The sequence below is a fragment of the Pseudomonas sp. NyZ201 genome (genome assembly GCF_049860765.1).
In the GTDB taxonomy this organism is placed as follows: domain Bacteria; phylum Pseudomonadota; class Gammaproteobacteria; order Pseudomonadales; family Pseudomonadaceae; genus Aquipseudomonas; species Aquipseudomonas bharatica.
The window spans coordinates 4,348,989-4,361,656 of record NZ_CP187557.1; the positions used below are offsets into that span (position 1 = coordinate 4,348,989).

The 12,668-nt window shown below is 62.9% G+C and carries 16 protein-coding genes; 10 read left to right on the plus strand and 6 right to left on the minus strand.

The genetic code is table 11. The annotated features are described in order from the left end of the window. Position 1 precedes the first annotated feature (1 nt). Complete coding sequence (gene hemN / locus ACPFMA_RS19265) at positions 2-1,384, plus strand: oxygen-independent coproporphyrinogen III oxidase (protein WP_279900229.1); 1,383 nt, start codon at positions 2-4, stop codon at positions 1,382-1,384. Here hemN and ACPFMA_RS19270 read toward each other — a convergent pair. Then, positions 1,381-1,866 (minus strand): hypothetical protein, encoded by a 486-nt coding sequence (locus ACPFMA_RS19270; protein ID WP_158487703.1) that lies wholly within the window; start codon positions 1,864-1,866, stop codon positions 1,381-1,383. The two genes, hemN and ACPFMA_RS19270, sit on opposite strands and share 4 nt — an antisense overlap. A gap of 128 nt (positions 1,867-1,994) precedes the next feature. Here ACPFMA_RS19270 and fnrA point away from each other — a divergent pair, with 128 nt between their 5' ends. Both fnrA and ACPFMA_RS19280 read left to right on the plus strand, forming a co-directional pair. Further along, a complete protein-coding gene (gene fnrA / locus ACPFMA_RS19275) occupies positions 1,995-2,729 on the plus strand; it encodes a Crp/Fnr family transcriptional regulator FnrA (RefSeq protein WP_009396203.1) in 735 nt (244 codons plus the stop codon). Between the two features lie 56 nt (positions 2,730-2,785). Further along, the gene (locus ACPFMA_RS19280; protein WP_064301849.1) at positions 2,786-3,334 is read left to right on the plus strand and encodes an adenine phosphoribosyltransferase; all 549 of its coding nucleotides are present in this window, start codon (positions 2,786-2,788) and stop codon (positions 3,332-3,334) included. Between the two features lie 115 nt (positions 3,335-3,449). On the opposite strand, the gene recR is transcribed toward ACPFMA_RS19280, so the two are convergent. The 4 genes from recR to ACPFMA_RS19300 all read right to left on the minus strand — a co-directional run bounded on the left by recR (position 3,450) and on the right by ACPFMA_RS19300 (position 7,302). Next, complete coding sequence (gene recR, locus ACPFMA_RS19285; protein WP_009396200.1) at positions 3,450-4,052, minus strand: recombination mediator RecR; 603 nt, start codon at positions 4,050-4,052, stop codon at positions 3,450-3,452. Between the two features lie 95 nt (positions 4,053-4,147). Continuing rightward, on the minus strand, positions 4,148-4,474 hold the full coding sequence (locus ACPFMA_RS19290; RefSeq protein ID WP_009396198.1) for a YbaB/EbfC family nucleoid-associated protein: 327 nt from the start codon (positions 4,472-4,474) through the stop codon (positions 4,148-4,150). A gap of 60 nt (positions 4,475-4,534) precedes the next feature. Then, complete coding sequence (gene dnaX / locus ACPFMA_RS19295; RefSeq protein ID WP_425928484.1) at positions 4,535-6,568, minus strand: DNA polymerase III subunit gamma/tau; 2,034 nt, start codon at positions 6,566-6,568, stop codon at positions 4,535-4,537. Between the two features lie 260 nt (positions 6,569-6,828). Further along, positions 6,829-7,302, minus strand: a complete 474-nt coding sequence (locus ACPFMA_RS19300) for a DUF2938 domain-containing protein (protein WP_425928485.1) — start codon at positions 7,300-7,302, stop codon at positions 6,829-6,831. 85 nt (positions 7,303-7,387) lie between these two features. Here ACPFMA_RS19300 and ACPFMA_RS19305 point away from each other — a divergent pair, with 85 nt between their 5' ends. The 5 genes from ACPFMA_RS19305 (at position 7,388) to ACPFMA_RS19325 (ending at position 10,436) form a co-directional block, all read left to right on the plus strand. Further along, positions 7,388-7,765 carry a helix-turn-helix domain-containing protein gene (locus tag ACPFMA_RS19305; RefSeq protein WP_425928486.1) on the plus strand — a complete coding sequence of 126 codons (378 nt, stop codon included), beginning with the start codon at positions 7,388-7,390 and terminating at the stop codon, positions 7,763-7,765. 84 nt (positions 7,766-7,849) lie between these two features. After that, positions 7,850-8,197: a metalloregulator ArsR/SmtB family transcription factor gene (locus ACPFMA_RS19310; protein ID WP_064301853.1), complete on the plus strand. Its 348-nt coding sequence runs from the start codon at positions 7,850-7,852 to the stop codon at positions 8,195-8,197. Positions 8,198-8,217: 20 nt separating this feature from the next. Further along, entirely contained in the window at positions 8,218-9,501 is a 1,284-nt protein-coding gene (locus tag ACPFMA_RS19315; RefSeq protein ID WP_425928487.1) for an arsenic transporter, read from the plus strand. Positions 9,502-9,529: 28 nt separating this feature from the next. Then, positions 9,530-10,000: an arsenate reductase ArsC gene (locus ACPFMA_RS19320; RefSeq protein WP_420057043.1), complete on the plus strand. Its 471-nt coding sequence runs from the start codon at positions 9,530-9,532 to the stop codon at positions 9,998-10,000. 70 nt (positions 10,001-10,070) lie between these two features. After that, positions 10,071-10,436, plus strand: coding sequence for a hypothetical protein (locus ACPFMA_RS19325; RefSeq protein WP_425928488.1), 366 nt, complete (start codon positions 10,071-10,073; stop codon positions 10,434-10,436). A 159-nt stretch (positions 10,437-10,595) separates the two neighbouring features. On the opposite strand, the gene ACPFMA_RS19330 is transcribed toward ACPFMA_RS19325, so the two are convergent. After that, on the minus strand, positions 10,596-10,781 hold the full coding sequence (locus tag ACPFMA_RS19330) for an antitoxin VbhA family protein (RefSeq protein ID WP_064301857.1): 186 nt from the start codon (positions 10,779-10,781) through the stop codon (positions 10,596-10,598). Positions 10,782-11,009: 228 nt separating this feature from the next. Between ACPFMA_RS19330 and dapF the strand changes: the two genes are divergently transcribed. Then, positions 11,010-11,825 carry a diaminopimelate epimerase gene (gene dapF / locus ACPFMA_RS19335; RefSeq protein ID WP_425928489.1) on the plus strand — a complete coding sequence of 272 codons (816 nt, stop codon included), beginning with the start codon at positions 11,010-11,012 and terminating at the stop codon, positions 11,823-11,825. Positions 11,826-12,164: 339 nt separating this feature from the next. Next, on the plus strand, positions 12,165-12,407 hold the full coding sequence (locus ACPFMA_RS19340) for a hypothetical protein (RefSeq protein WP_425928490.1): 243 nt from the start codon (positions 12,165-12,167) through the stop codon (positions 12,405-12,407). Positions 12,408-12,668 lie beyond the last annotated feature (261 nt).

Genomic DNA, 12,668 nt, shown 5'->3' on the forward strand with positions numbered 1-12,668 from the left:
CATGTACGACGCCCTCCAATGGGACTCTGACCTGATCCGCCGCTACGATCTGGCCGGCCCGCGCTACACCTCCTACCCGACCGCAGTGCAACTGCACAGCGAGATCGGCTCCTTCGACCTGCTCCATGCCCTGCGCGACAGCCGTCGCGCGGCGCGTCCGCTGTCCCTGTACGTTCATGTGCCGTTCTGCGCCAACATCTGCTACTACTGCGCCTGCAACAAGGTCATCACCAAGGACCGCGCCCGCGCCCAGCCCTACCTGCAACGCCTGGAGCAGGAAATCCAGCTGATCGCCTGCCACCTCGACCCGGGACAGACCGTGGAGCAGTTGCACTTCGGCGGTGGCACCCCGACCTTCCTCAGCCACGTTGAACTGCGCGAACTGATGGCCCACCTGCGCCAGCACTTCAACCTGCTGGACGATGATTCCGGCGACTACGGCATCGAGATCGACCCGCGCGAGGCCGACTGGTCGACCATGGGCCTGCTCCGCGAACTGGGCTTCAACCGTGTCAGCCTCGGCGTGCAGGACCTCGACCCGGCCGTGCAGCGAGCGATCAACCGCCTGCAGAGCCTGGAGCAGACCCGCACCATCATCGAAGCGGCACGCACCCTGCAATTCCGCTCGATCAACCTCGACCTGATCTACGGCCTGCCCAAGCAGACCCCGGAAGGCTTCGCCCGCACCGTAGAGGAAGTGATCAAGCTGCAGCCCGACCGCCTCTCGGTGTTCAACTACGCACACCTGCCGGAACGCTTCATGCCCCAGCGGCGCATCGACAGCAGCGACCTGCCGGCCCCTGCGGCCAAGCTGGAAATGCTCCACCGCACCATCGAGCAACTGACCGGCGCCGGCTACCGCTACATCGGCATGGACCACTTCGCCCTGCCCGACGACGAACTGGCCATCGCCCAGGAAGAAGGCACCCTGCAACGCAATTTCCAGGGCTACACCACCCACGGCCACTGCGACCTGATCGGCCTGGGCGTGTCGTCCATCAGCCAGATCGGCGACCTGTACTGCCAGAACAGCAGCGACCTGGCCGACTACCAGAACGCCCTCGACGCCGCGCAACTGGCAACCCGTCGCGGGCTGATCTGCAACCAGGACGACCGCGTGCGCCGGGCCGTGATCCAGGACCTGATCTGCCATTTCGAACTGGATTTCGAGCGTATCGAACAGGCCTTCACCATCGACTTCCACGGCTACTTCAAGGAGCTATGGCCGGCATTGAAAGTGATGGCCAAGGACGGTCTGATCGAACTGCGCAGCGACGGCATCAGCGTGCTGCCGGCCGGCCGCCTGCTGGTGCGCTCGGTGTGCATGGTGTTCGACGCGTATCTGGACCTGACCAACCGCCAGCGTTTCTCGCGGGTGATCTAGACCAGCAGCTTCATGGCCTTGCCGACCTGGTCCGGTGTCAGATCGGCCTGGCTCATGGCCCGGACCAGTCCGAAATTGACGGTGTTCAACGACGCGGACAAGGCGCTGACCCGGGCCTGCAAGGCGGCGGTCTTTTTCTGCATTTCAACCGGATCGAGGGAACGATCGCGCATCAACGCCTGGAGCTGGCGGTTGGCCTCGGCCAGTTCCCTTTGCAGTTTGCGGATCATCTTGAGCAACTGACGAACGGACTCGGGCAGCCCGCTTTCGTCGATATCGGCGTCGCCCTGCTGTTTGCTGGCGACTTCCAGGCCCTTGAGGGACAGGTCGACCTTGATCCCCTCGGACGGCGCGGAACCGCTCTGGCGCGCCTCTTCAGCCTGTTTGGCGGAGGTTTGCGCCTGATTGGCGAGGATTGCCTGGCGAGTGCTCTTGATATCGACGGTCAGCATGGCGCGGCCTGCCTGGGGAAAAAGATCCATGACGGTGTATCGGCGGCAAAGCCGCGAACTTGAGCGGAAGACGCACCAAAACAGAGCAAGCTGGCCTACAGTAGCCCGGCTGGGTTACCCTTGCATTCTATGTGTGCTTTCCCACAAGGATCGATGAAATGTCTGAGCCAGTTAAACTGCGCCCTCACAACCAGGCTCATTGCAAGGATTGCAGCCTGGCGCCCCTGTGCCTGCCGTTGTCGCTGAACCTGGAAGACATGGACGCACTGGATGAAATCGTCAAACGCGGGCGACCCCTGAAGAAAGGCGAGTTTCTGTTCCGGCAGGGTGACAACTTCGGCTCTGTCTACGCGGTGCGCTCCGGCGCCCTGAAAACCTTCAGCCTCAGCGATGGCGGCGAAGAGCAGATCACCGGCTTCCACCTGCCCAGCGAACTGGTCGGGCTGTCCGGCATGGACACCGAAGCCTATCCGGTCTCGGCCCAGGCCCAGGAAACCACCTCGGTGTGCGAGATTCCGTTCGAGCGCCTGGACGAGCTGTCGGTGCAACTGCCGCAATTGCGTCGCCAGTTGATGCGGGTGATGAGCCGGGAGATTCGCGACGACCAGCAGATGATGCTGCTGCTCTCGAAGAAAACCGCCGACGAACGCATCGCCACCTTCCTGGTCAACCTCTCCGCACGCTTCCGCGCCCGGGGTTATTCGGCCAACCAGTTCCGCCTGAGCATGTCGCGCAACGAAATCGGCAATTACCTGGGCCTGGCGGTGGAAACCGTATCCCGCGTGTTCACCCGCTTCCAGCAGAACGGCCTGATCGAGGCCGAAGGCAAGGAAGTGCGCATCCTCGACCCGATCCAGCTCTGCGCGCTGGCCGGTGGCGCACTGGAAGCCTGATTCCTCGCGCGAACGGGTATACTGGCGGGCGTTTTGCCCATCAGGATACCCGTTCCATGCCCAGCGACAGCTTTGACCTCAAATCCCTCATCCGCCCGGTCGTGGACTTCCCCAAGCCCGGCGTGATCTTCCGCGACATCACCCCGCTGTTCCAATCACCCCGCGGGCTGCGCCATGTCATGGACCAATTCATCGAGCGGTATGTCGAGGCCGACTTCAGCCATATCGGCGCCATGGACGCCCGTGGCTTCCTGATCGGCTCGATCATCGCCCATGAACTGAACAAGCCGCTGATCCTGTTCCGCAAGCAGGGCAAGCTGCCGGCCGACGTCATCAGCCAGGGCTACCAGACCGAATACGGCGAAGCCTTCCTGGAAGTGCATGCCGACAGCCTGTGCGAAGGCGACAAGGTACTGATCTTCGACGACCTGATTGCCACCGGCGGGACCTTGCTGGCGGCGGCGAGCCTGGTGCGGCGCATGGGCGCTGCGGTGTATGAAGCGGCGGCCATCATCGACCTGCCCGAGCTGGGCGGCTCGCAGAAACTGCGCGATGCGCAGGTGGAGACGTTCTGCCTGACCGAGTTTTCGCTTAGCGAATACTGACCGGCTTGAGGGCCCTATCGCCGGCAACGCCGGCTCCCACAGGTATCGAGGTTGACACTGAACCTTGTGGGAGCCGGCATTGCCGGCGATGGGGCCCTCAGCAACAACACAATGCTCAGAGGGAAATCGGTTTGCGCCCGGCAAACGAGTGAGCCAGCGTCCCACCATCCACCAGCTCCAGTTCCCCGCCCAGCGGCACCCCATGGGCGATCCGCGAGGCCACCAGGCCCTTGTCCGCCAGCAGCTGGGCGATGTAATGCGCCGTCGCCTCGCCTTCCACCGTCGGGTTGGTGGCCAGGATCACCTCGGTAAAGGTGCCCTGCTCCTCGATCCGCGCCATCAACTGCGGAATGCCGATCGCCTCCGGCCCCAGGCCATCCAGCGGCGACAGATGCCCCTTGAGCACGAAATAACGCCCGCGATAACCGGTCTGCTCCACCGCGTAGACGTCCATCGGCCCTTCCACCACGCACAGCAGCGTGTCGTCACGGCGCGGATCAGCGCATTGCGGGCACAACTCCTGCTCGGTCAGGGTGCGGCACTGACGGCAATGGCCGACCCCTTCCATGGCCTTGGTCAACGCCTCGGCCAGGCGCGTACCGCCGCTGCGGTCGCGCTCCAGCAGTTGCAAGGCCATGCGCTGGGCGGTTTTCTGGCCCACGCCCGGCAGGGTGCGCAAGGCGTCGATCAACTGGCGAATCAGGGGACTGAAGCTCATGGTAAAAGGCCCGGCAAATCATCGAATGGGAGAAACGACGGTGGGAGCGACGACCTCAAGGCCGTGCTCCCACCGTGGGTACAGCGGATGCCGCCTTAGAACGGCATCTTGAAACCAGGCGGCAACTGCATGCCTGCGGTCATGCCGCTCATCTTGTCCTGGCTGTTCTGCTCGACCTTGCGCACGGCGTCGTTCACGGCGGCGGCGATCAGGTCTTCCAGCACTTCCTTGTCTTCCTGCATCAGGCTGTCGTCCAGGCTGATGCGCTTGACGTCATGACGACCGGTCATGACCACGCTGACCAGGCCGGCGCCGGATTGACCGGTCACTTCGGCGTTGGCCAGTTCTTCCTGCATCTTGGCCATCTTTTCCTGCATCTGCTGCGCCTGCTTCATCAGGCCGGCCATGCCACCTTTCATCATGAGAAATCACCTCGGTAGTTGTATGACTCACCGCACACCGGGCGCGGCGCTGGATAGGGGTTATTCGCCTTGGGTCACCACGGCGTCGACAGGTTCAATAGTATCGTGGCGCACGCTGGCACCGAACTTCTGGATCATCTGCTGGATGAACGGGTCGTTCTCGATCGACTGCTCGGCCTCGCGCTGGCGGTTGGCCCGCTTGCGTGCCGCGGCCTGGGCCGGGGTTTCCTGCTCGGGGCGGATCAGCTCGATGCTCAGGTTCAGGGTGCGGCCCAGGTGCTGGTTCAGCGCCTCGTTCAGGCGGCGCTGCTGGGTGGCGTTGAACAGGGCACTGTGGTTCGGGTCCAGGTGCAGCAGCCAGTTGTCGCCTTCGGCGCTGACCAGGGTGCAGTTGGCCGCGATGCTCCCGGTCATGCCGGAAATCGGCAGGTGCGGGAACAGCTCCAGCCATTGCAAGGCCAGGCCCGTGGCCGGTTGCGCAGCGGGCTCGGGCTCCGGCTCCGGGGCCGGCTCGGCGCTGAGTTCGGCGGCGTGCTCGGTGGCCAGTTCGTCCAGGTAGCTGTAGCCGGCCGGGTCCACTTCGCCCATGTAGTAATCGTCGTCCGGCGGCGGCTCGTCGTCGCGGTCCATGCCGGCGGGGGCGTAGGCCTGGTCGTCGTGGGGCGGTTCTTCGCGCGGGGCGGCAGGCGGCGCGGCGGCGACAGGGGCCGGGGCTGGCTCGGGTTCAGGTGCAGCGACGGCCACGGGAATCGGGTCTTCCCAGGGCAGGTCGGTGACTTCCTCGATTTCCGGCTCGGGCTCGGCTGCGACAACGGGCTCGGGTTCCGGTTCGGGTTGCGGCGCTGGCTCGGGCGCGGGCTCAGGCACCGTCTCGACGACCGGAGCGGGAGCACTGACAGGCTCCGGGGCGGGTGCGGCGATCGCAACCGGGGCCACCGGTGCCGGGGAATCAGTCGTGGCCTGGCTGATCCCCACTGGCTTTAGCGTCGTGCCCGGGGCATCGCCGCTGTCCGCCGGACGGAACGCCAGCATGCGCAGCAACACCATCTCGAAGCCGCCACGCGGGTCCGGCGCCAGGGGCAGGTCACGCCGGCCGATCAGGCCCATCTGGTAGTAGAACTGCACATCCTCGGCCGGCAGGGCCTGGGCCAGCGCCAGTACCTTGTCGCGATCGCCCTGGCCGTTGTCCACCGCCTCGGGCAGCGCCTGGGCGATGGCCACGCGGTGCAGCACGTTGAGCATTTCCGACAACACACCGTTCCAGTCCGGCCCCTGCTCGGCCAGATGGCGCACGGCCTCCAGCAGCGCCCGGGCATCGCCTTCCAGCAAGGCCTGGAGCACGCCGTAGACCTGGCCATGGTCGAGGGTCCCGAGCATCGCCCGCACATCGGCGGCCAGGACCTTGCCCTCGCCAAAGGCGATGGCCTGGTCGGTCAGGCTCATGGCGTCGCGCATCGACCCGTCGGCAGCGCGGCCGAGCAACCACAGGGCATCGTCCTCGAACGGCACGTTCTCCACACCGAGCACATGACTCAGGTGCTCGACCACCCGCTCGGGGGTCATGTTCTTCAGGGAGAACTGCAGGCAGCGGGACAGGATGGTCGCCGGCAGCTTCTGCGGGTCGGTGGTGGCCAGGATGAACTTGACGTAGGGCGGCGGCTCTTCCAGGGTCTTCAGCAGGGCGTTGAAGGAATGGCTGGAAAGCATGTGCACTTCGTCGATCAGGTAGACCTTGAAGCGCCCGCGGCTCGGCGCGTACTGCACGTTATCCAGCAGTTCGCGGGTGTCCTCGACCTTGGTCCGGCTCGCGGCGTCGATCTCGATCAGGTCGACGAAGCGGCCCTCGTCGATCTCCCGGCACACCGAGCAGGTGCCGCAGGGGGTCGAGGTGATGCCGGTTTCGCAGTTCACGCACTTGGCGATGATCCGCGCGATGGTGGTCTTGCCGACCCCGCGGGTGCCGGTGAACAGATAGGCATGGTGCAGGCGCTGGTTATCGAGTGCGTTGATCAAGGCCTTGAGCACGTGGGTCTGGCCGACCATTTCGCGGAACGAGCGCGGACGCCATTTACGTGCAAGGACCTGATAACTCATGAAAAACGTCGCAACCTGAACGAGCGGGGAGAGACCGCTAATGCTAGCGGAGCGGGGGCAAAATTGCATCCTGCCATTCATTAGCGCCGCGAACCCTGTGGGAGTCCGCCCAGCCTTTCAGGCTGGGCTGTCGCGCAGAGAACAGTTTCCAAAGCACGACGCGTACTCTGTGGGAGCGGGTTCACCCGCGATTGCGGTAGTGGGTTCACAATAGCAATCGCGGGTGAACCCGCTCCCACAGGGTTCGCGGTGCTCTTTAGTTAGAGGAGGCCTGCAACCGCCCAAGCGGCCAGGAACAGCCCGCAGCCGAACACCACATGCGTCATCAAACTCCGCCCCCGGTTCCGCCACGGCGTCGGCGTTTTACTGGCAAAGAACCCCGCCCCCATCGCCGGCTGCATCACGCACCATGGCGCCAGCACCGTCGCAACTCCGAAGAGCAAGGCCGGAGCCAGTGTCGGCTGACGCAACCACCCTTCTCCCACCAGCCCCACCAACCCGGCCGCGAACAGCAGCCCTATCGCATAATGCAGCACCCAGCCCCAGGCCAGCTCGTGGGCCACCGGTTCACTCTTGGCAATCCCCTGATGATGCACGCGCCCCTTCAACAAATGCCCGGCCCAGCGCCCGAGCATGGCGTAATTCAGGGTGGCGACCCCAAGCCGCTTGAGCAACAGCGTCCACAGGTCCATGACCAGCGTGGCACCCACCCCGATCAACACAATGGAAAACATGGCAAATCCCCTCGGCACGTTGACGAAATCGAAACATGCCGCGCAGGATAGAAGTTGAAGTCAACTTCAAGTCAAGGGTTCGCCAATGGACATTGCCGACGTCGCCAAACGCACCGGAGTACCGGCCTCGACGCTGCGTTACTACCAGAAGATCGGCCTGCTCCAGTCCCTCGCCGGCCACGGCCAGCGGCGCCAGTTCGCGGCGGACGTGGAAGACCGCCTGGCCCTGATCGCCCTGGGCCAGACGGCGGGGTTTTCCCTGGATGAGGTGGGCGCGATGCTGGTGGACCTGCAGGTGGACCGGCACATGCTGGTGGCCAGGGCCGACGAGATCGATGCGCAGGTCAAGCGCTTGCAGGCGATGAGCAAGGGGCTGCGGCATGCGGCGCAGTGTCCGGAGAAGGATCACCTGGCGTGTCCGACGTTTCGGCGGTTGATGAAGGTGTCGTTGCTGAAACGCTAGTGGCTGGCGAGGTCGGTCAAAGCAGTCTTGCCAGAAACATATGGAAATACGTATATTCGATTTTCCATATGTATAGGCGCCCCCATGATTTCCCCGCCCGACGTCTTCAAGTGCCTCTCCGACGAAACCCGCGCTCGCGCGACCCTGTTGATCGCCAGCCTGGGCGAGCTTTGTGTGTGCGAGCTGATGTGCGCGCTGGACGATAGCCAACCCAAGATCAGCCGCCACCTCGCCCAGTTGCGTAGCAACGGCCTGTTGCTGGACCGCCGGCAAGGGCAATGGGTGTATTACCGCCTCAACCCGGAGCTTCCGGCCTGGGTGCACGAAATGCTGCAGGTGACCTTGCAGGCCAACACGTCGTGGCTCGCCGATAACGCCCTCCGACTCAAGAACATGGACGGTCGCCCCGTCCGTGATGCCGCCTGCTGCTGATCACCAAGCGAGAAACCTGGATGCTGGTCGCCATTGCTGTCTTCGTTTTTACCCTTGCGCTGGTCATCTGGCAGCCCAAAGGACTCGGTGTGGGCTGGAGCGCCTCGCTGGGGGCGATCATTGCCCTGGCGGCAGGGACGGTTTCCCTGCACGACATCCCGACTGTATGGGCCATCGTTTGGAACGCTACCGCCACGTTCATCGCGGTCATCGTCATCAGCCTGCTGCTGGACGAGGCCGGCTTCTTCGAATGGGCTGCGCTGCATGTCGCACGATGGGCGAAGGGCAGCGGCTACCGTCTGTTCGCCTTTTGCATACTGCTCGGCGCCGCCGTATCGGCACTGTTCGCCAACGATGGCGCGGCGCTGATACTGACGCCCATCGTCATGTCCATGCTCCTGGCACTGCGCTTCTCGCCTCCAGCCACCCTGGCGTTCGTGATGGCCGCCGGCTTCATTGCCGACACGGCAAGCCTGCCGCTGGTGGTTTCCAACCTGGTGAACATCGTCTCGGCCGACTACTTCAGCCTCGGTTTCGCAGAGTACGCCTCGGTCATGGTGCCGGTGAACCTGGCCAGCGTGGCCACCACCCTGCTGGTGCTGTTCCTGTTCTTCCGCCGCGATATCCCCAGGCATTACCCGCTTGCTGCCTTGAAACAGCCCAGCGAAGCCATCCACGACCACGACACCTTCAACATCGGTTGGTGGGTGCTGCTGGCGCTGCTGGCCGGCCTGTTTGTCCTTGAACCCTTGGGCATCCCCATCAGTGCCGTGGCTGCGCTCTGCGCACTGATCCTTTTCGCCGTCGCAGCACGTGGCCGGCGCATCTCCACCCGCCGGGTGCTGCGCGAAGCACCATGGCAGGTAGTGGTGTTCTCCCTCGGCATGTACCTGGTGGTGTACGGCCTGAAGAACGCCGGTCTCACCGATTTGCTCACCCATCTTCTGGACCGGCTTGCAGAACACGGGCTATGGAGCGCCACGCTCGGTACCGGCGTGATTTCCGCACTGCTGTCTTCGGTAATGAACAACATGCCCAGCGTGCTGGTCGGCGCCCTGTCGATCCAGGCCAGCGGTGCAGAAGGTGTGGTGCGTGAAGCGATGATCTACGCCAACGTCATCGGCTGCGACCTCGGCCCGAAAATCACCCCCATCGGCAGCCTCGCCACGCTGCTCTGGCTCCACGTGCTGGAGCGCAAGGGCATGCGCATCACCTGGGGTTACTACTTCAGGGTCGGCATTGTGCTGACACTGCCGGTATTGCTGGTCACCCTCTCGGCCCTGGCTCTGCGCCTGAGCCTCTGACGTCCGCCGCCAGGCGAAGGAGCTTCCCATGCGAGTCTTGTTCATGTGCACCGCCAACAGTTGTCGCAGCATCCTCTGCGAAGCGCTGTTCAACCACCTGGCGCCGCCGGGGTTCGAGGCGATCAGTTCGGGCAGCTTCCCCCGCGGGCAGGTATTGCCCCGCACGCTCGGTGCGCTGCGCCAGGCCGGTATTTCCACTGCGGGCCTGAGCAGCAAGGGCAACGACGCGTTCGAAGGCAACCCGCCGGACATCGTGATTACCGTCTGCGACAAGGCCGCCGGCGAAGCCTGCCCGGTGTATTTCGGGCCTGCCGTGAAGTCGCACTGGGGGCTGGAGGATCCTTCGGATATCAACGCGGACGAGGCGCTGATCGATGCCGCTTTCCGCGCCACGCTGGCCCGCATCGATGTTCGCTGCCGGGCCTTCTTCGGGTTGCCGTTCGACCGGCTTGACCGAGAGCAGCTCAAACGGGAGCTGGACCGGATTGGCGAGCTATGAGGAGCGAGAGTGCGCCGCCGGATTCGCCACGCCACTATTCATCCACATGCCAACAGCCTAAGGACCCCGCATGATCTTCAAGTCCGATGACGAAGCCATCGCCGAACGCTATTTCCGCTCTTCCCAGGACATCGGCTCGCTGTTCGCGATCAGTGCCGGCCTGACCTGCCTGCAATTCCAGGACCCACGACCTTTCGCCATGATCGTCACGGCCTTGTTCTTCCTTTGGGCGTTTCTCTCGGGCGGCGCTTATCGTCGAATCGCCAAGGCGTACCTGAAGCAGTATCCCGGTGTTCTCGGTGGGGTTCGGTTTGCTGTCACCAAGTTGCCACTGGTGCTGTGCAGCCTGACGTTTCTCACCCTGATCATGATGGGCGTGCTGACTGCGGAGCGTATTCTGCAATTCGGCAAGCTTCTACCGGTCTCTCCGTTCTGAAAAAGGGAACGGTTCGGCTCCATTCGGCAACGCTATCCAGCGGCGAAGGCTCAGGAGGTGGTCAGGGGCGATGCGTTCAGTTTGATGAGGCGAATCAGCTCAACCGAATAGCCCGCGAAGTAATAGTGGTCATCGGGGCCAGAGGCAGGAGTGGGAAAATCAGCCATCGATGCCGTAGCGGGCTTTCACGGCTGCTACGAGCTCTGCCGAAGAAATGCGCCCTTTCTCGTAGTCCACCATCTTGGAGGACATATAGGCACTCACGCGAACGCCCTCGAGGTTATTGGTGGCCTGGACGTGGGCTACGCGGGAGCTGCGCTGAGCTGCTTCGTGTGCTGTTGTCATGGATCCTCCAACTTCATTGGTCCGTTCGGATCACGTTATACGGCGGGACGCTTCAAAACCAGCCAAAAGCGACCGACACCCTTGAGAGTTATAGGGCGTCACGACGATTGAACCCCTTTTGCTTGGGTATCACCTCCCCGGCTGCTTGACCAAGAGGCGCTGGATTGATGTAGCGTTGGACACCCTCACAGCCAAGTGCCCCACCTCTTCTCGACGCAGGTTCAGCGAATGCCCCTGAGTTTTTACAAGATGCACGCCAACGGCGACGACTTTGTAATCGTCGACGCCAGAACCGCCCAAGTCCCGATCACCGAACACCTCGCCCGCAAAATGGGTGACCGCAACCGGGGTGTCGGCTTCAATCAACTGGCCCTACTGCGCGCCTGTGATGACGCCGATGCGCAGCTGCTGTTCTGGAATGCCGACGGCTCCCCCCTGGACACCTGCGGAAGCGCAACCCGCGGTGCCGCCGATATCCTCATGCGCGAAAGCGACACCTCGTCCGTAGTCTTGCGAACCAACCGTGGCCGCCTCACCTGCGCGCGAACCGCCACCGGCGAGATCTCGGTCAGCATGGGGCAACCGATGCTCGACTGGGCCGATATCCCTTTGGCGCGAGAACTGGATACCGCCTCCTTGCCCATTGCCGGCAATCCTGCCGCCGTGAGCATGGGCAACCCGCACTGCACCTATTTTGTGGACGACCTGGCGGCGGTGGACGTTGCCGCCGTTGGGCCTGCGCTGGAAAAGAACCTGCTGTTTCCCGCCAGGACAAATGTGCACTTCGTCCAGGTCATCAACCGACAGCACATCCGGTTGCGTATCTGGGAGCGAGGCGGAGGCGTGCCCCAGGGTTCAGGCTCGTGCTCATGTGGCGCTGCGGTGAATGGCATTCGCCGTGGGTTGCTGGATAACGTGGTCAGGGTCGAATGTGATGGCGGGAGTGTCACGGTTCAGTGGGATGGGGTCGGCGCCGTGGTGCTGACTGGCCCGGTGGAAATGTTGTTCTTCGGGAAACTGGCGGAGGGCTTCTTGAACCGCTGATACCCGGCTGATACACATCGCTAAAAAATGTCGCATTTAGCGGCAAAACTTCCTCGATTTCCGACTTTCTTGTAGGCAATTTCCCAAGCATACTCCCCGACCCGCTTATTAGTTGCTTCCCTTGGAATCACTGCCTAGTCTGCGTCGGTCGTTGAACACAACGACCGGTTGTGACAGGCCGGGTTTCTTGAGGATCGCTAGTCGTTATGGCGGCTGTGCGTGTGGGCGCATTCGTGCGCGCCAGGTTGTCCTCAAGTCCTGGTCTGTCAACCCGCGCACAGTTGCCACCCTCCTGTTTGACAGCAGGTTTTCAATCGCTTCACTACTTGAGGAAATACGATGAAAAAGCTTGTTCCCGATCCACCACCCACTCTTTGCGTAGGTCCTGGCCTCTCTCATGAAGAGGCCATCAAGCGGGCTTCAGAACATCTCAACAGAGCGATACTCAGGGCTGCCTATCTGCCCGATCCGCCCGATGCACGGCATCGGGAAATGCTCAGTGATGCGGTGCTGAACATGAGGATTTCTAAAGCGCTGCTGGCGCTTGCAGTGGCGGCGTCGCCGTTGACCGTGGCTGTATAAGTCAAGGCCGCGGAGCCCAGCTCCGCGGTCTTTTTTGTATCCCCGCCCACATCCAACCAAGGACCATGGTTGCTAGGGAGAATGGTTAATTTTCCAACTGAAAATAAGCCTGCCCCCGCTTCCCGGACGAAATCCAGAGCATGTCAAGCGATACTATTCAACCCACCCCCTTTTCCCGTTCCTGCAACAGCCGCATGATCGCCGAATTTTCAATTGAGATATAGAACAACCTCAGTTGCAAGATTGATAAACAGCAAAATA

Bases quoted from the DNA above. Each gene is read 5' to 3' on its own strand.
- hemN (WP_279900229.1), top strand. From the start codon at position 2: ATGTACGACGCCCTCCAATGGGACTCTGACCTGATCCGCCGCTACGAT.
- ACPFMA_RS19270 (WP_158487703.1), bottom strand. From the start codon at position 1,866: ATGGATCTTTTTCCCCAGGCAGGCCGCGCCATGCTGACCGTCGATATC.
- fnrA (WP_009396203.1), top strand. From the start codon at position 1,995: ATGTCTGAGCCAGTTAAACTGCGCCCTCACAACCAGGCTCATTGCAAG.
- ACPFMA_RS19280 (WP_064301849.1), top strand. From the start codon at position 2,786: ATGCCCAGCGACAGCTTTGACCTCAAATCCCTCATCCGCCCGGTCGTG.
- recR (WP_009396200.1), bottom strand. From the start codon at position 4,052: ATGAGCTTCAGTCCCCTGATTCGCCAGTTGATCGACGCCTTGCGCACC.
- ACPFMA_RS19290 (WP_009396198.1), bottom strand. From the start codon at position 4,474: ATGATGAAAGGTGGCATGGCCGGCCTGATGAAGCAGGCGCAGCAGATG.
- dnaX (WP_425928484.1), bottom strand. From the start codon at position 6,568: ATGAGTTATCAGGTCCTTGCACGTAAATGGCGTCCGCGCTCGTTCCGC.
- ACPFMA_RS19300 (WP_425928485.1), bottom strand. From the start codon at position 7,302: ATGTTTTCCATTGTGTTGATCGGGGTGGGTGCCACGCTGGTCATGGAC.
- ACPFMA_RS19305 (WP_425928486.1), top strand. From the start codon at position 7,388: ATGGACATTGCCGACGTCGCCAAACGCACCGGAGTACCGGCCTCGACG.
- ACPFMA_RS19310 (WP_064301853.1), top strand. From the start codon at position 7,850: ATGATTTCCCCGCCCGACGTCTTCAAGTGCCTCTCCGACGAAACCCGC.
- ACPFMA_RS19315 (WP_425928487.1), top strand. From the start codon at position 8,218: ATGCTGGTCGCCATTGCTGTCTTCGTTTTTACCCTTGCGCTGGTCATC.
- ACPFMA_RS19320 (WP_420057043.1), top strand. From the start codon at position 9,530: ATGCGAGTCTTGTTCATGTGCACCGCCAACAGTTGTCGCAGCATCCTC.
- ACPFMA_RS19325 (WP_425928488.1), top strand. From the start codon at position 10,071: ATGATCTTCAAGTCCGATGACGAAGCCATCGCCGAACGCTATTTCCGC.
- ACPFMA_RS19330 (WP_064301857.1), bottom strand. From the start codon at position 10,781: ATGACAACAGCACACGAAGCAGCTCAGCGCAGCTCCCGCGTAGCCCAC.
- dapF (WP_425928489.1), top strand. From the start codon at position 11,010: ATGCCCCTGAGTTTTTACAAGATGCACGCCAACGGCGACGACTTTGTA.
- ACPFMA_RS19340 (WP_425928490.1), top strand. From the start codon at position 12,165: ATGAAAAAGCTTGTTCCCGATCCACCACCCACTCTTTGCGTAGGTCCT.